Source organism: Magnetospirillum gryphiswaldense MSR-1 v2 (assembly GCF_000513295.1).
In the GTDB taxonomy this organism is placed as follows: domain Bacteria; phylum Pseudomonadota; class Alphaproteobacteria; order Rhodospirillales; family Magnetospirillaceae; genus Magnetospirillum; species Magnetospirillum gryphiswaldense.
In genome coordinates this window covers 2,222,045-2,235,392 of sequence record NC_023065.1, presented here as the reverse complement: position 1 = coordinate 2,235,392, position 13,348 = coordinate 2,222,045, and the positions used below count along the sequence as shown (strand labels likewise).

Below are 13,348 nucleotides of genomic sequence, written 5' to 3'. Positions count from 1 at the left end.
TGGGGCGGTTACCGCCTGTGCACGCAAGCCGGCAGGTTTTGTTGCAGCAGATGGGCGAACAGGCGGTATTCCTCGGATCGGGCGGTGGTGCGGCGCCAGACCATGTCGATGGGGCGCGAGGGGGCGCCGACGGCGAAGGGGCGTACGGCGACCTGATCGTCGCCCAAGGCCTCGGCCTGGACGTAAAGGGCTGGCAACAAGGTGGTGCCCAGGCCGGTGGCGACCATCTGCCGCAACGAATCCAGCGAAGTGGCGCGAAAATCCGGATGCTCGGTCGCGCCTGAGCGTCGGCACAAATCCAGCGCCGGGTCGCGCATGCCGTCACCCACTTCCAGCATGATGAGATTTTCGCCGGCCAGATCGGCGGGGGCCAGTTTGGCCCGTTTGGCCAAGCGGTGCCCCAGCGGCATGGTCAGCCACAGCGGTTCGTGGAACAAGGGCGTCACCGTCAGGTGATCGTCGCCCTCGGGGGCGGCGGAAATCAGCAGGATATCCAGGTCGCCCTGGGCCAGTTCGGCCAGCAAGCGCTCGCGCGGTTCCTCGCGCAGATACAATTTCAGTTCGGGGAAGCGTTGGCGCAGTTCCGGCAGGATATGCGGCAACAGATACGGCCCCAAGGTGCGCAAGACGCCGACGCGCAGCGTCCCCGATAACGGCGCCTGGGCTTGGCGGGCCAGATCCTCAAGCTCGGCGACGTCGCGCAGCACGGTCTTGGCCCGCGCCGCCATGTCGCGCCCGATGGGGGTCAGCAGCACCTTGCGTCGGGTGCGCTCGACCAGCATCACCCCCAGATGCTCTTCCAGTTGGGAGATTTGCGCCGACAGGGCCGGCTGCGACACGTGCAGCCGCTCGGCCGCACGGCGAAAGTGCAGGGTTTCGGCCAGGGCGGCCAGGCATTGTAATTGGCGAAAGCTGATCATGGATCACTGATAACAATTTACTATCAATATCTCAAGATATATCGATTAGAATTATCACAAAGAAGGGGGCATAGTCTCAATCACGGACAACAGCCTAATGGAGACGACGATGTCCATTCTTCGCCCCGCTTCGGATACCGCCAGCGCCTATTACAAGGCCATGCGCGAGACCGCCTTGCTGTCGGGAGAAGACGAGGCGGAGCTGATCCGCCGTTGGAAGGACGAAGGTGACGAGAAAGCCCGCACCCGCCTGCTTTCCGCCCATCTGCGGCTGGTGGTGAAGACCGCCGGCCAGTTCAAGGGCTATGGCCTGTCGGGCGCCGATCTGGTGGCCGAGGGCAATCTGGGGCTGGTGCGCGCCTTGGAAAGCTTCGATCCCGGTCGCAATCTGCGCTTTTCCACCTATGCCCAGTGGTGGGTGCGCGCGGCCATGTTCGAATATGTGCTGAAATTCTCGACCCCGGTGAATTTCGGTCTGTCGGCGGAACGCAAGAAGCTGTTCTTCAAGCTGCGCGGCATCAAGGCGCGGCTGACCGGCCCGTCGGGCAACGCCCTGTCGGTGGCGGAAACCGCCCAGGTGGCCGACGAATTGGGGGTGCGCGACCAGCGCGTCGCCGAGATGGAACGGCTGTTGACGCAAAGCCCGCGTTCGCTCGATGCCCCGGTGGGGGAAAGCGGCATTCCGTTCGGTGAATTGCTGGCCGACGACAGGCCGTCCGTCGAGGAAACCCTGGGCGAGCGCCAGGAACTGATGTACCGACGCGAATTGTTGAAGCATGCCTGGGAAGGGCTGACCGAGCGCGAGCGCGACATCGTCGCCCAGCGCACCTTGCGGGAAAATCCGCTGCGGCTCGAGGATCTGGCCCAGCGTTACAACATCAGCCGCGAGCGGGTGCGCCAGATCGAGGGTTCGGCCCTGACCAAGCTCAAGGCGTTGGTCCGTGCCGCCGAGGCAAAACTGATCCCCAAGACGCGAACCGCCTGACTATTGCAATCTGCCGCTTTACTCCGCTTTAATTCTGTCGTTTCACTCCGCCGCCGCGCCTTCGGGTGCGGCGGCTTTTTTTGGCGTTTCCGACGGTAGCAAGGTGGCGGTGCAGGCGATCATCACCGCCGAACCGGCCAGCAGCAGGAACAGAAGCTCGAAGCCGCCGGTCATGCCGCGGATCAGCGATACCAGCGGTACCGCCAGCCCCGAGACGCCGAAGGACAGGACGAATTTCAGGCCGAAGGCGGTGCCGCGCCACTTGGCCGGCGTGTATTTGTTGAGCAGCAGGTTTTCCGCCGGAATACCGGCCATGTTGAAGACCACCGCCAGCATGGATGCCGCCACCAACGGCAGACCGCTGCCCCAGGCGACCAGGGCGAGAAGCGGCGCTTGCACCAGGGCGGCGACCATATAGACGGTCTTGGCCGGATAACGGTCGGCCAGATGGCCGGCGACCACCTGCATCAGCCCGGCGACCAGATAAACGGCGGTGACGGCGAAAGCGGCCCCGGCGACGCCGATGCTGCCGTCCAGGCGTTCGGAAAACAGCTTGGGCAGGGCCGGTTGGGTCGCCTGATAGATCAGCCCGGCGCACAGCATGGTCACCGTCAGCACGATGCCGGCGCGGATGGTGTCGCCCTTGCTGGCGGCGGTGGTGGGGGCGCGATCGGCCTTGGTTTCCACCACCAGGCCGCGATGCAGGAACCACAGGAAGACCAAGCCGGTCAGTACGACCGCCGCGCCGGGCAGGATGAAGGCATGGCGCCAGCCGATGGTTTCGATCAAACCGCCGGCGATCAGGCCGGCCACCGCCGGGCCGATGCCGCCGAAAACGCCGTTGAAGCCGATGGCCTTGCCCTTGTCGACGGCGTTTCGGAGCAGCCAGGAAATCCCCACCGGATGGTAGATGGAGCCGAACAATCCGGTGGCCGCCAAAGCGATGCTCAGCCCCAAGGCGCTGTCGGTCAGCCCCACCGCCATGGCCGACAGACCCAGGCCGATGAAGAACACCGCCATCATGCCCAACGTCGACCAGCGATCACCCAGCCAGCCGGCAGCGGGAGCGAGCACGCCGTACAGCAGTTTGGCGGCGATGATCAGCGCCAGAACCTGCTCGTACGGCAAGCCCAATTCGCCCGGCAGCACCAGGGCGACGATATAGAAGATGGGCTCGAACACATGGGCGTAAAGATGGCCGATGCACGAGAAGGACAATGCGGCGCGCGCCTGGGCGGGGGTGGTGGTCATACCGCGCACACTGCCAGAAGGGAGGAGGTCGGGGCAAGGGAAGGACGTATAATGCTGCTAAAGATAGAGGTACGGCTTTGGCGAAAGACTGTATTCTGACTAAGAGTTGTCAAAGGAGCTCAGACCCGGCGTGTCTGGAAAAACCAGCCTGATAGACCATCTTTTCCTGCGGTTGACCATGGTCGCCGGCATGGGGTTGGTGTTGCTGTGTCTGATCTGGGCGGCGGTGGAATTCGTCGAGTTCAACCGCCGGTCCGGCGATCTGCGGGACGCCCAGCAGCACAGCAACCGGGTTTACCTGAAGCGGATGATCGATGATGTGATGGAAACCATCGCCTTCGAGCGTCATCGCACCGAGGCGAGGGTCGAGGCATCCTTGCGCGGTCGGGTGGACGAGGCGGAAGCCATCATCGGCAATCTGCTGAAGACGCAACAGGGTAAGAGCCGGGCGGAACTTGAATCCATCGTGCGCGAGACCTTGCGTCCCATCCGCTTCAATAACGGGCGGGGCTATTACTTCGCCTTCGATCTGAACGGTATCGAAAAGCTGTTTCCGCTGCGCCCCCAGTTGGAAGGCACCAACATGCTGGGGCAGACCGGGGCCAGGGGCGAATTCGTCGTCTATGACATGCTGCAACTGGTCCAAAAGAATGGCGGCGGTCTGTACCGGTATTATTGGGCGCAGCCGGGCAAGCCCGGCAACGATCACCTGAAATTCGCCTATGTACGTCTGATTCCTGACCTCAACTGGGTCGTCGGCACCGGCGAATACGTCGAGGACATGGAAGCCGACATCAAGGCTGAATTGCTGGAACGCATCGGCCATATGCGCTTCGACCAGGACGGCTATATCTTCGTCAGTCAGTGGGACGGGCTGTCGCTGGTGGGTTCGCTCAAGGGCACCAACAGCCTGCAATCCCCCCACCAGGGCGTGCGTGACGGCACCATCCAACTGATCGCCACGGCCAAGGCCGGCAGTGGTCTGGTCACCTATTCCATGACCGACTTCAAGGGCGGTTCGGTGGAAAAGACCAGCTATGTGGCCGGTATTCCCGATTGGCAATGGTTCGTCGGCGCCGGCATGACCCATGACCGCACCGAGGCCGAGATCACCCGCCAGCGGCAAATATTGGTTCAGGGACTGGGGATCAAGGCGGTCATGGCTTTGCTGGCGACGATACTGATCGGAGTTGTCGCCTTGCTGATCATGCGGCGGACGTCACGGCGGACCGCCATGGATGCGCAGATTCTGACCCGAGCCATGGCGGAGGCGGCGGATTCACCGCATCCCATCGACACCACGGCCTTGCGTTTTGCCGAGCATCACGGCTTCGCCCTGTCGGCCAACCAACTGATCATTCGGCGGCAGCAGGTGGAAAAACAGTTGCTGGACCGCACCGCGCAATTGGAACAGACCAACGCCGATCTTGAACGGTTTGCCTATGTGGCGTCGCACGATCTGCAGGAACCCTTGCGCACCATCGGTCTGTTCCTGCAATTGCTGAAGCGAAGGGTGGGCGATACCCTCGACGCTGAATCGCGGGAATACATCGATTTCGCCGTCGGCGGCGCCGACCGCATGCGCAACAATATCCAGGGATTACTGGCCTATTCGCGCAGCACCCATCACGGCGACGAGCGGGTGCAAACCGACATGGATGCCTTGCTGGCGCGGGTGATCGGCGACTTGTCGGCGACCATCGCCGCCACCGGCGCTCATATCGAGGCGGCGGCCCTGCCGGTTCTGCGCATCAATCCCGACCAGATGTCGGCTTTGTTCCAGAATCTGATCAGCAATGCTCTGCGCTATCGGCATCCGGAACAGACGCCAGAGGTGAAAATCAGCGCGGTTTCCCGTGGCGACGGCGTGTGGGAGTTTGCTGTTGCCGATAACGGCATCGGCGTGCCTGATGATTACCGCACCGCTATTTTCGAGCCTTTCCGTCGCTTCCATCCCCCGGGCATGGAGGGTGGTTCGGGCATCGGCTTGGCCCTGTGCCGGCGCGTTGTCGAAGCTCATGACGGCAAGATCTGGGTTGATGCGGACGCGTCGGGCAGCACCTTCCGCTTCACTATTAACGGTTAATCCGGTCGTTTCAGGCTGAAATGGAAGCTGGTGCCTTCACCCGGTGTCGATTCCACCCAGATGCGACCGCCGTGGCGCTCCACCACCTTGCGGCAGATGGCCAGGCCGATGCCGGTGCCGGGATATTGGTTGCGCACGTGCAAGCGCTGGAAGATGCCGAAGATGCGCTCGAAATATTCGGATTCGATGCCGATGCCGTTGTCGGAAACGGTGAAGATGGCGTGGCTGGCGTCGGTGGTGGCGCTGACCCGGATCACCGGCGGCACGCCGTCGCGGTGGTATTTCAATCCATTGCCGATCAGGTTCTGGAACAGGCGGATCAGGTGCGCTTCCGCCGCCAGCACCGCGGGTAGCGGCGAGACGATGGTGACGGTACCGCCGCAATCTTTGATGCCCGTTTTCAGGTTTTCCACGGCGATGCGGGCGGCGTTTTCCGCCTGGGTGGGAACCAGGACCAAGCCGCGGCCAATGCGGGAATATTCCAGCAGGTCCAGAATCAACTGATCCATGCGGGTGACGCCCTCGCGCGCATAGGTGATGAACTGGCGGGCGTCGTCATCCAGGTGCTGGCCATAGCGCCGCTCCAGCAAGGCGACATAGCTTGAGACCTGACGCAACGGTTCGCGCAGGTCGTGGCTGGCGACATAGGCGAATTGTTCCAGGTCTTCGTTCGAGCGTTCGATCTCGGCCACATAGGATTTGATCTTCTGTTCCGCCCACACCTGCTCGCTGATATCGCGGGAATAGACGGCGACGCGACGGACCACGCCGGCATTGTCCTTGAGCGGATAGATGGAATTGGACAGGTGACGCCCGCTCCGGACATCGGTGGTCACCACCGGCTTGCCCGCCACCACCACGCCGGCGACGGCGATACGGCGTTCCTCCGCGACCTGGGGCGGGAAATAATCCCACAGACTGGTGCCGGGAACCTGAAGCGGATCGACGCCGAAGCGGGCGGCGAAAATCTGATTGCAGCCCCGCATGGTGCCGTCGACGTCGAACAGCATGCAGGCATCCGACGATGCGTCCAGCAATTGCCGCGATGTCTCCTCGGAGGTGCGCAACTGCTCTTCGGCCTGACGCCGCAAGCCGATTTCGCGCAGCAAGCGGCGGTTGGCCAAGGCGAAGCTGCCCAGCAGGATCAAGGCGAGAATCAGAGAGCCGCCGCCCCACAGGGCGACGGCGCGCGGGTCCAGGCCGCCGGGTTCGCGGTTGCCCAACCAGCGTTGGCGGATTTCGCGGTGTTCCTCGGGGGTGATGCTGGCCAGGGCGGCATCCAGCGCCTGGGCCAGTTCCGGCCAGTCGCCGCGCACGCCGAACGACAATTCCGCCGGTGACAGCGCCGCCGGAGCGGCAATCTTCAGATTGGTATAGCCGCGGTTTTCCATGTGCCAGATGGCTACCGGCAGCACGCCCACATAGGCATCGGCATCCCCTTGCGACAGGATGCGCATGGCCTCTTCGCTGTTGGCGACCGGATTCAACAAGATGGCCGGATGGTTCTTGCGCAGTTCGTCGGAATACCAATAGGAGCGCTCGGTCACGACCTTACGTCCGGTCAGATCATCGAGCGAGCCGATGAAGCCGGATTCCTTGCGCACGACGATGACCACCGGAAAGGTGGTGTAGGGGCGGGTGAAGTGGAGATGGGCACGGCGCTCGTCCGTCGCCCGCATGGTCGGCTGGATGTCGACGCCGTCACCAGTGGGCAGCCGGCCCAGCAATTCCGAGAAGTTGGCGATGTCGGCGGGTTGGATGGTCAGGCCCAATTTGCTGGTGACCAGCCGCAGGTAATCGGCGCTGATCCCTTGGGTTTCTCCCTGATCTTGCAAAATCAGCGGCGGCCAGTCGCCGTTGAGACGGACGCGGACCGTCTGATGTTGGTCCAGGAAGTGGCGGAGATTGGGGGCGAGGCCGGGCACCTCCGCCCAGGTCGGCGAAGCGAGGGGGAGCAGTATGGCGATCAGAAAAAACCAACGTGCAAGCCGCATGGCACATCCCACAATCGTCTATTGTCACTGTGACGATGAAAAGGGGGATGTGGCAAGCGCCAATGGTCCGCTAGGCCGGCCTCAGATGCCGGCCCCCTGGTCGATCAGTCCGGTCTGGCGCTCGACCTCGGTCAGCAAGGTGTGCAGGCTTTTATCAAGAAAACCGTCGGTTTCCAGGCGGCGCACGGTGTTGATCAGGTAATCACGGTTCAAGCCGGCGCAGCCTTGCGCGTCCATGATGATGGAGGCGGCCTTTTCTAATTCCAGGTCGCCGGCATAATGGCGGTGGCGCTGATCGGCGACGAAGCAATAGGCCGGCACCTTGCTGCCGTCATCCAGGCCGACCTTCAGGGTCTTGGCCACATAGGCATAGCCGACCAGTTCGCGTTCATTCAGGTACTCGACGGTGATGGCGGCCTTGGCGGCGGCGACGCGAAAGGCCACGCCCCGGCACGAGCCGCCGCGATCCAGGCCCAGCACCAGGCCGGGGTGATCCGGCGTGCCGCGATAATGCAGGGAATACAGGCAGAACGACCGGTGCCAGCCTTTCAGCAGCGCGGGCCGTGCCTCGACGAACTCGAAGCCGGGTCGCCACATCAGCGAGCCATAGCCGAATACCCAAAGATCGCTGCTTGCGTCGGACGTGGTCATTTTTATGCGCTGTCGCTATTGTGCCGGCTTCGCGCCAGTTCAGGAAGCCGCACCATGACCGAGACCGCCGCCGCCCGCCAGTCAGAAATGACGCTCAGCGATCAGGATCGCCGCGGATTGTATCGGACCATCCTGGGGCGGCGTGACGTGCGCGGCCAGTTCCTGCCCGATGCCATCGACGATGGCGTGTTGGCCCGTATCCTGGTCGCCGCCCATCATGCGCCGTCGGTGGGCTTCATGCAGCCGTGGAGCTTCATCATCATCCGCAGCCCGGAGCAGCGTGCCCGCGTCAAGGCGGCGTTCGACCGCGCCAATACCGAGGCGGCCCTGATGTTCGACGGCGAACGGGCGGAGAAGTACCGCGCCCTCAAGCTCGAGGGCATTTTGGATGCCCCGGTCAATTTGTGCATCACCTGTGACCGCGACCGTGCCGGCCCGGTGGTGCTGGGGCGCACCCACATGGCCGAGATGGATTTGTATTCCACCGTCTGCGCCGTGGAAAACCTGTGGCTGGCGGCACGGGCCGAGGGCCTGGGGGTGGGCTGGGTCAGCATCATCGAGCCCGCCGCCTTGCGGACCATTCTGGACTTGCCCGAGCGGGTGGTGCCGGTGGCCTATCTGTGCCTGGGCAAGGTCAGCCATTTCCTCGCCCAGCCGGAGCTGGAGAACAAGGGCTGGCGCAAGCGGCTGCCGCTGGAGGAGTTGGTGGCCTTCGACCGCTTCAACGGCCCCGGCGGGGCCGGGGACGAGGCATTCATCGAGCGGATGCGCCAGGCCCAGCAGGCGGCGGAAAAGGGCGAACTGGCCTGAAATCAGCGGCGTCGGAACAGACACCAGCAGAATTTCTGCCCATTGCCCGCAGGCGTCCGATGCTCTTCCCGGCTTTCGTCTTCCAGCACGAAATCGGGGCCCAGGATGGCCGACAGGCTGGCGCCGTCATGGCCCATCACCGGCAGGCCCGAGCAGGTGCGCGGCCCGTCGGGGGCGAAGGTGGCGATGACCACCCAGCCGCCGGGGGCAAGGGCGGTACGCAGCACCTGAACATAGGCCTGCTGTTCCTGGCTTTGGGTGAGAAAGTGGAAGACGGCGCGGTCGTGCCACAGCTCGAACAGGCCGGGCACCGGCCGCCATCGGGTGACGTCTTCGCAAATCCAGGTGATGTCGTCGCCGAGGCCGCCCAGATCGTGGTGGGCCTGGGCCAGGGCAGCCTCGGAGATATCCAGCACGGCGACGTTGCCGAAGCCCTGTTGCGCCAGGCAGCCGGCCAAGGGGGACCGACCGCCGCCGACATCGATGATACCCGCGCCCTTGCGCAAACCGGCGATTTCGATCAGCCGCAGCGACGGGGCCGGGTCGCCCTGGTACCAACTGACCTTGTCAACGTCCTTGGTCGTCCATACCTGTTGCCAATGGGCCTGACGGGTTTCGTGATCGCTCATGGCGTTGCTCTCGGTGATGGGCTGATACAGTAATACGCGCCCGCGCGGTGCGGTCATACTGGAAATCCATCGCCCAAGGTCGTATAGAGTTCGCTTCGCTTCTCGCGTTTGCGGGAAATATCGTCGTTTGTCGTGTCGAGGATGGTTTGATGGCTGACGTGTGGACCCCGGATTCCTGGCGCACCAAGACCCTGCATCAGGTTCCCTCCTATCCCGATCAGGCCAAGCTGGCCCAGGCGGAGGAAAGCCTGTCGCTTTCACCGCCTTTGGTGTTCGCCGGCGAGGCCCGGCGGCTGAAGTCGGCCCTGGCCAAGGTGGCCGACGGCAAGGCCTTCCTGTTGCAGGGCGGTGATTGCGCCGAAAGCTTCGCCGAGTTCCGCGCCAACAACATCCGCGACACCTTCCGCGTCATGTTGCAGATGGCGGTGGTGCTGACCTATGGCGCCGCCATGCCGGTGGTCAAGGTCGGGCGCATGGCCGGCCAGTTCGCCAAGCCGCGTTCCGCCGACAATGAAACCATCGACGGCGTGACCCTGCCCAGCTATCGCGGCGACATCATCAACGGCATCGAGTTCACCCCCGAGGCCCGCATCCCCGATCCCGACCGCATGCTGCGCGCCTACAATCAGTCGGCTTCGACGCTGAACCTGCTGCGCGCCTTCGCCCAGGGCGGCTATGCCGACCTGCACAAGGTGCATCAGTGGACCTTGGGTTGCGTCGAAGGCTCGTTGCAGGGCAAGCTGTACCAGGAAATGGCCAATCGCCTGTCGGAAACCCTGGCTTTCATGGAAGCCTGCGGCATGACCAGCGAAACCACCCCGCAGATCCGCGAGACCGAGTTCTTCACCTCGCACGAAGCCCTGCTGCTGCCCTATGAACAGGCGCTGACCCGGGTCGATTCGACCTCGGGCGACTGGTACGATTGCTCGGCCCACATGCTGTGGATCGGCGAGCGCACCCGCCAGCTCGATGCCGGCCATGTGGAATTCCTGCGTGGGGTCAAGAACCCCATCGGCTTCAAGGCCGGCCCCGGCATGTCCGGCGACGACCTGCTGAAGTTGATCGACGCCCTCAACCCGGAAAACGAGCCGGGCCGTCTGACCGTCATCACCCGCATGGGGGCGGAAAAGATCGAGGAAAAACTGCCCGCTCTGGTCCGCCATATCCAGCGTGAGGGCCGTTCGGTGGTGTGGTCGTGCGATCCCATGCACGCCAACACCGTCAAGGCCACCACCGGCTACAAGACCCGCGAATTCGACCGCATCCTGGCCGAAGTCCGCGCCTTCTTCGCCGTGCACAAGGCCGAGGGCACCCATGCCGGCGGCGTCCATTTCGAGATGACCGGCCAGGACGTCACCGAATGCGTCGGCGGCATGCGCGCCGTCACCGAAGCCCGCCTGGGTGATCGCTACCATACCCATTGCGACCCGCGCCTGAACGCCAATCAGGCGTTGGAATTGGCCTTCCTGATCGCCGATCAGCTGAAGACCGAACGCCTGAATGGCCAAGCCATGCAGCGCGTTATCGCTGGCTGATCCATTATCGCTCCCCCCCGGTACAGCCGGGGGTGGAGCGATTCTTTATCTTGGGTTAACGAAAATATTGCCTCGGTCGCACCGCCGGGCCTATGGTGTTGCCGTCAATGACGATGGCAACAAAAGGATGGTGCCATGTCGGGGATCAGGCAAAATCTGCGCAAGATATTGATCGGGCTGGTGTTTTTCAGCCTGCTGGCGGTTGTCGCCGCCCCCGCTTCCCACGCCGCGGCCAGCCGCGCCACCGCGGTGCAGCCGCCGCGCCAGGGCTTGGCCGATCTGATCCGCAAGCCGACAAAAAAGCCGGAACAAACACGAATTGCCAGCCGACAAGACGAGTTGCCCCGCCCGCTGTCGTCGGTCGGGCTGCTGCGCTGACCTAAGCTTTCGTCCATCTCGATACAGCGTGATTCTGATCTATTTGTTGAGAACACGAGTCAACAATTCCTGGGAGGACAGGCATGAGCATTTCCATTGGGAACCTGCGCGCCACCGCATCCTGGAACCGTACCAGCCGTTTCTGGCTGGCCTGGCCGCAGGCCACCGGCCATCGGGACCACGACGATGCCGCCCGTGACGACAGCATTGCCCTGGCGCAATTGCTGGCGGTCCACGCCCCGGTGACCATGGTGGCCACGCCCATGGACGTGGTGCAATGCTCGTTGCAGATGCCCGCCGGGGTGATGACCTTGGCCGCCGATGCCGGCTCGTCCCTGTTGGCGACACAGCCGGTGTGGCTGGCCGATGCTGCCGGAACGGTTCTGGCCGGGGTGGCCAGCGACAGCTTGGCCGGGCGCGATCTGGCCCAGGCCGCCGGGGTGCAGGTGGTCGATCTGCCTGCCGGCTGGCAGGGCGATCTGATCGAGACCGACGGCGAGGGCACCGCCATGGTGCTGGCCCGTCTGGCCGAAGGGTTGGTCGGTGGTCGGGTCGAGGCGGAACGCCTGCTGGCGGAAAAGTTGGGGATCATGCAGGTGATCTGGCTGAACGACCCGGGGGCGGGGCGGGTGCCGGCGCGTTATCTGGCCCCCGGCGTGGTGGCGGTGCCCGGTGGTCACGATGCCAACCATCCGGCCTTTGCCGCTTTGTCGGCCAATCGCGATCTGCTGCGTGCCGCCTCGGACCGGGTCGGGCGCAATTTCAAGGTTCTGGATTTGCCGTGCCCCAGCCGGCAGCGCGGCTGCTATTCCGACTGCATGGTCGCCGGTGATCTGGTGGTGGTGCCGGAATTCGAGGAAAGCCGCGATGCCCAGGCCTTCGCCCAGGTGGTGGCGGCATTGCCCGATTCGCGGGTCATCGCCTTTCCCGCCACCCACCTGGCCGGGCCGGGAAATGGTTTGGGCCGGACCGTCCTGGCCCAGCCCAAGATGAACTGATATTTGTAAACCTAATGCAGCTCGGCCCGGATTTTCTGGCGCAGCACGTCGATGGGGACCAACTCGTCGCCCTGCTTCAGGTGCCAGAAGGTCCAGCCGTTGCAGGCCGGGGCGTTCTGCACCAGGGCGCCCACCTTGTGGATGGAACCGCGATGGTCGGCGCTGATCAGGGTGCCGTCGGCGCGCACCTTGGCGGTCAGGCTGTCCTTGCCGTTGCCGTAGAGCACGGTGCCCACTTCCAGCAGGCCGCGCTCGACCACGGTGCCGAAGGGCACGCGCGGTTCCGACTTCTTCGACGGCGTCGATAGCAGCGACAGCTCCGACACCGGGCGCACCTTGCTGATGCGCTCCTGTGCCGCCTTGATGTAATCGGGATCACGCTCGCAGCCGATGAAATGGCGCTTCAGCTTTTTCGCCACCGCGCCGGTGGTGCCGGTGCCGAAGAACGGGTCCAGCACCACGTCGCCGGGTTTGGTGGTGGCCATCAACACCCGGTACAGCAGCATTTCCGGCTTTTGCGTCGGATGCACCTTGGTGCCGTCATTCTTCAGCCGCTCCGATCCGGTACACAGCGGGATGGTCCAGTCGCTGCGCATCTGCAAATCGTCGTTCAGGGCCTTCATGGCTTCGTAGTTGAAGGTATAGCGGCTTTCCGCCGATTTGGCGCACCAGATCAGGGTTTCATGGGCGTTGGTGAAGCGGGTGCCGCGAAAGTTGGGCATGGGGTTGGATTTGCGCCAGACGATGTCGTTGAGCATCCAAAAGCCCAGATCCTGCAAGCTGGCGCCGACGCGGAAGATGTTGTGGTAGCTGCCGATCACCCACAACGCGCCGTCATCCTTGAGCACGCGGCGGGCGGCGGCCAGCCAGCGGCGGGTGAAGTCGTCATAGTCGCGGAAGCTGTCGAAACGATCCCAATCGTCATCGACGCCGTCGACGCGGCTGTTGTTGGGGCGCAGAAGCTCGCCGCCCAACTGAAGGTTATAGGGCGGGTCGGCGAAGACCAGATCCACCGATTTGGCGGGCAGGGCTTCCATTTGGGCGATGCAATCGCCCTGCAAGATGGTGTCGAGTGGCAGTGTCATTCGACTACTTTGAGTCAAATGCCAGA

12 protein-coding genes are annotated in these 13,348 nt (G+C 63.7%); 6 read left to right on the top strand and 6 right to left on the bottom strand.

The genetic code is table 11. The features are described 5' to 3' along the window. Nucleotides 1-8: 8 nt before the first annotated feature. Nucleotides 9-920, bottom strand: coding sequence for a LysR substrate-binding domain-containing protein (locus MGMSRV2_RS10490; protein WP_024080332.1), 912 nt, complete (start codon nt 918-920; stop codon nt 9-11). Between the two features lie 109 nt (nt 921-1,029). Between MGMSRV2_RS10490 and MGMSRV2_RS10485 the strand changes: the two genes are divergently transcribed. Continuing rightward, nucleotides 1,030-1,905 (top strand): RNA polymerase factor sigma-32, encoded by an 876-nt coding sequence (locus MGMSRV2_RS10485; RefSeq protein WP_024080331.1) that lies wholly within the window; start codon nt 1,030-1,032, stop codon nt 1,903-1,905. A gap of 42 nt (nt 1,906-1,947) precedes the next feature. On the opposite strand, the gene MGMSRV2_RS10480 is transcribed toward MGMSRV2_RS10485, so the two are convergent. Next, nucleotides 1,948-3,156: an MFS transporter gene (locus tag MGMSRV2_RS10480; protein ID WP_024080330.1), complete on the bottom strand. Its 1,209-nt coding sequence runs from the start codon at nt 3,154-3,156 to the stop codon at nt 1,948-1,950. Nucleotides 3,157-3,286: 130 nt separating this feature from the next. Here MGMSRV2_RS10480 and MGMSRV2_RS10475 point away from each other — a divergent pair, with 130 nt between their 5' ends. Next, complete coding sequence (locus tag MGMSRV2_RS10475) at nt 3,287-5,242, top strand: cache domain-containing protein (protein ID WP_144084293.1); 1,956 nt, start codon at nt 3,287-3,289, stop codon at nt 5,240-5,242. Here the strand turns inward: MGMSRV2_RS10475 and MGMSRV2_RS10470 are convergent. Continuing rightward, nucleotides 5,239-7,236, bottom strand: a complete 1,998-nt coding sequence (locus tag MGMSRV2_RS10470) for an ATP-binding protein (protein ID WP_024080328.1) — start codon at nt 7,234-7,236, stop codon at nt 5,239-5,241. The genes MGMSRV2_RS10475 and MGMSRV2_RS10470 overlap by 4 nt on opposite strands. A gap of 81 nt (nt 7,237-7,317) precedes the next feature. Continuing rightward, complete coding sequence (locus MGMSRV2_RS10465; RefSeq protein ID WP_024080327.1) at nt 7,318-7,887, bottom strand: gamma-glutamylcyclotransferase; 570 nt, start codon at nt 7,885-7,887, stop codon at nt 7,318-7,320. Between the two features lie 54 nt (nt 7,888-7,941). Between MGMSRV2_RS10465 and bluB the strand changes: the two genes are divergently transcribed. Then, a complete protein-coding gene (gene bluB, locus MGMSRV2_RS10460; RefSeq protein ID WP_024080326.1) occupies nt 7,942-8,697 on the top strand; it encodes a 5,6-dimethylbenzimidazole synthase in 756 nt (251 codons plus the stop codon). A gap of 2 nt (nt 8,698-8,699) precedes the next feature. Here bluB and MGMSRV2_RS10455 read toward each other — a convergent pair whose 3' ends face one another. Further along, on the bottom strand, nt 8,700-9,383 hold the full coding sequence (locus MGMSRV2_RS10455) for a class I SAM-dependent methyltransferase (RefSeq protein ID WP_024080325.1): 684 nt from the start codon (nt 9,381-9,383) through the stop codon (nt 8,700-8,702). Nucleotides 9,384-9,475: 92 nt separating this feature from the next. Between MGMSRV2_RS10455 and MGMSRV2_RS10450 the strand changes: the two genes are divergently transcribed. From MGMSRV2_RS10450 to MGMSRV2_RS10440, 3 genes are all read left to right on the top strand, one after another. Beyond that, nucleotides 9,476-10,861: a class II 3-deoxy-7-phosphoheptulonate synthase gene (locus MGMSRV2_RS10450; protein ID WP_024080324.1), complete on the top strand. Its 1,386-nt coding sequence runs from the start codon at nt 9,476-9,478 to the stop codon at nt 10,859-10,861. Between the two features lie 135 nt (nt 10,862-10,996). Beyond that, nucleotides 10,997-11,239, top strand: coding sequence for a hypothetical protein (locus tag MGMSRV2_RS10445; protein WP_024080323.1), 243 nt, complete (start codon nt 10,997-10,999; stop codon nt 11,237-11,239). Nucleotides 11,240-11,322: 83 nt separating this feature from the next. Then, a complete protein-coding gene (locus MGMSRV2_RS10440; RefSeq protein ID WP_024080322.1) occupies nt 11,323-12,237 on the top strand; it encodes an agmatine deiminase family protein in 915 nt (304 codons plus the stop codon). An 11-nt stretch (nt 12,238-12,248) separates the two neighbouring features. On the opposite strand, the gene MGMSRV2_RS10435 is transcribed toward MGMSRV2_RS10440, so the two are convergent. Beyond that, nucleotides 12,249-13,322, bottom strand: a complete 1,074-nt coding sequence (locus MGMSRV2_RS10435) for a site-specific DNA-methyltransferase (RefSeq protein ID WP_024080321.1) — start codon at nt 13,320-13,322, stop codon at nt 12,249-12,251. Nucleotides 13,323-13,348 lie beyond the last annotated feature (26 nt).

Excerpts from the sequence above, each read along its gene's own strand:
- MGMSRV2_RS10490 (WP_024080332.1), bottom strand. The coding sequence starts at position 920 with ATGATCAGCTTTCGCCAATTACAATGCCTGGCCGCCCTGGCCGAAACC.
- MGMSRV2_RS10485 (WP_024080331.1), top strand. The coding sequence starts at position 1,030 with ATGTCCATTCTTCGCCCCGCTTCGGATACCGCCAGCGCCTATTACAAG.
- MGMSRV2_RS10480 (WP_024080330.1), bottom strand. The coding sequence starts at position 3,156 with ATGACCACCACCCCCGCCCAGGCGCGCGCCGCATTGTCCTTCTCGTGC.
- MGMSRV2_RS10470 (WP_024080328.1), bottom strand. The coding sequence starts at position 7,236 with ATGCGGCTTGCACGTTGGTTTTTTCTGATCGCCATACTGCTCCCCCTC.
- MGMSRV2_RS10465 (WP_024080327.1), bottom strand. The coding sequence starts at position 7,887 with ATGACCACGTCCGACGCAAGCAGCGATCTTTGGGTATTCGGCTATGGC.
- bluB (WP_024080326.1), top strand. The coding sequence starts at position 7,942 with ATGACCGAGACCGCCGCCGCCCGCCAGTCAGAAATGACGCTCAGCGAT.
- MGMSRV2_RS10455 (WP_024080325.1), bottom strand. The coding sequence starts at position 9,383 with ATGACCGCACCGCGCGGGCGCGTATTACTGTATCAGCCCATCACCGAG.
- MGMSRV2_RS10450 (WP_024080324.1), top strand. The coding sequence starts at position 9,476 with ATGGCTGACGTGTGGACCCCGGATTCCTGGCGCACCAAGACCCTGCAT.
- MGMSRV2_RS10445 (WP_024080323.1), top strand. The coding sequence starts at position 10,997 with ATGTCGGGGATCAGGCAAAATCTGCGCAAGATATTGATCGGGCTGGTG.
- MGMSRV2_RS10440 (WP_024080322.1), top strand. The coding sequence starts at position 11,323 with ATGAGCATTTCCATTGGGAACCTGCGCGCCACCGCATCCTGGAACCGT.
- MGMSRV2_RS10435 (WP_024080321.1), bottom strand. The coding sequence starts at position 13,322 with ATGACACTGCCACTCGACACCATCTTGCAGGGCGATTGCATCGCCCAA.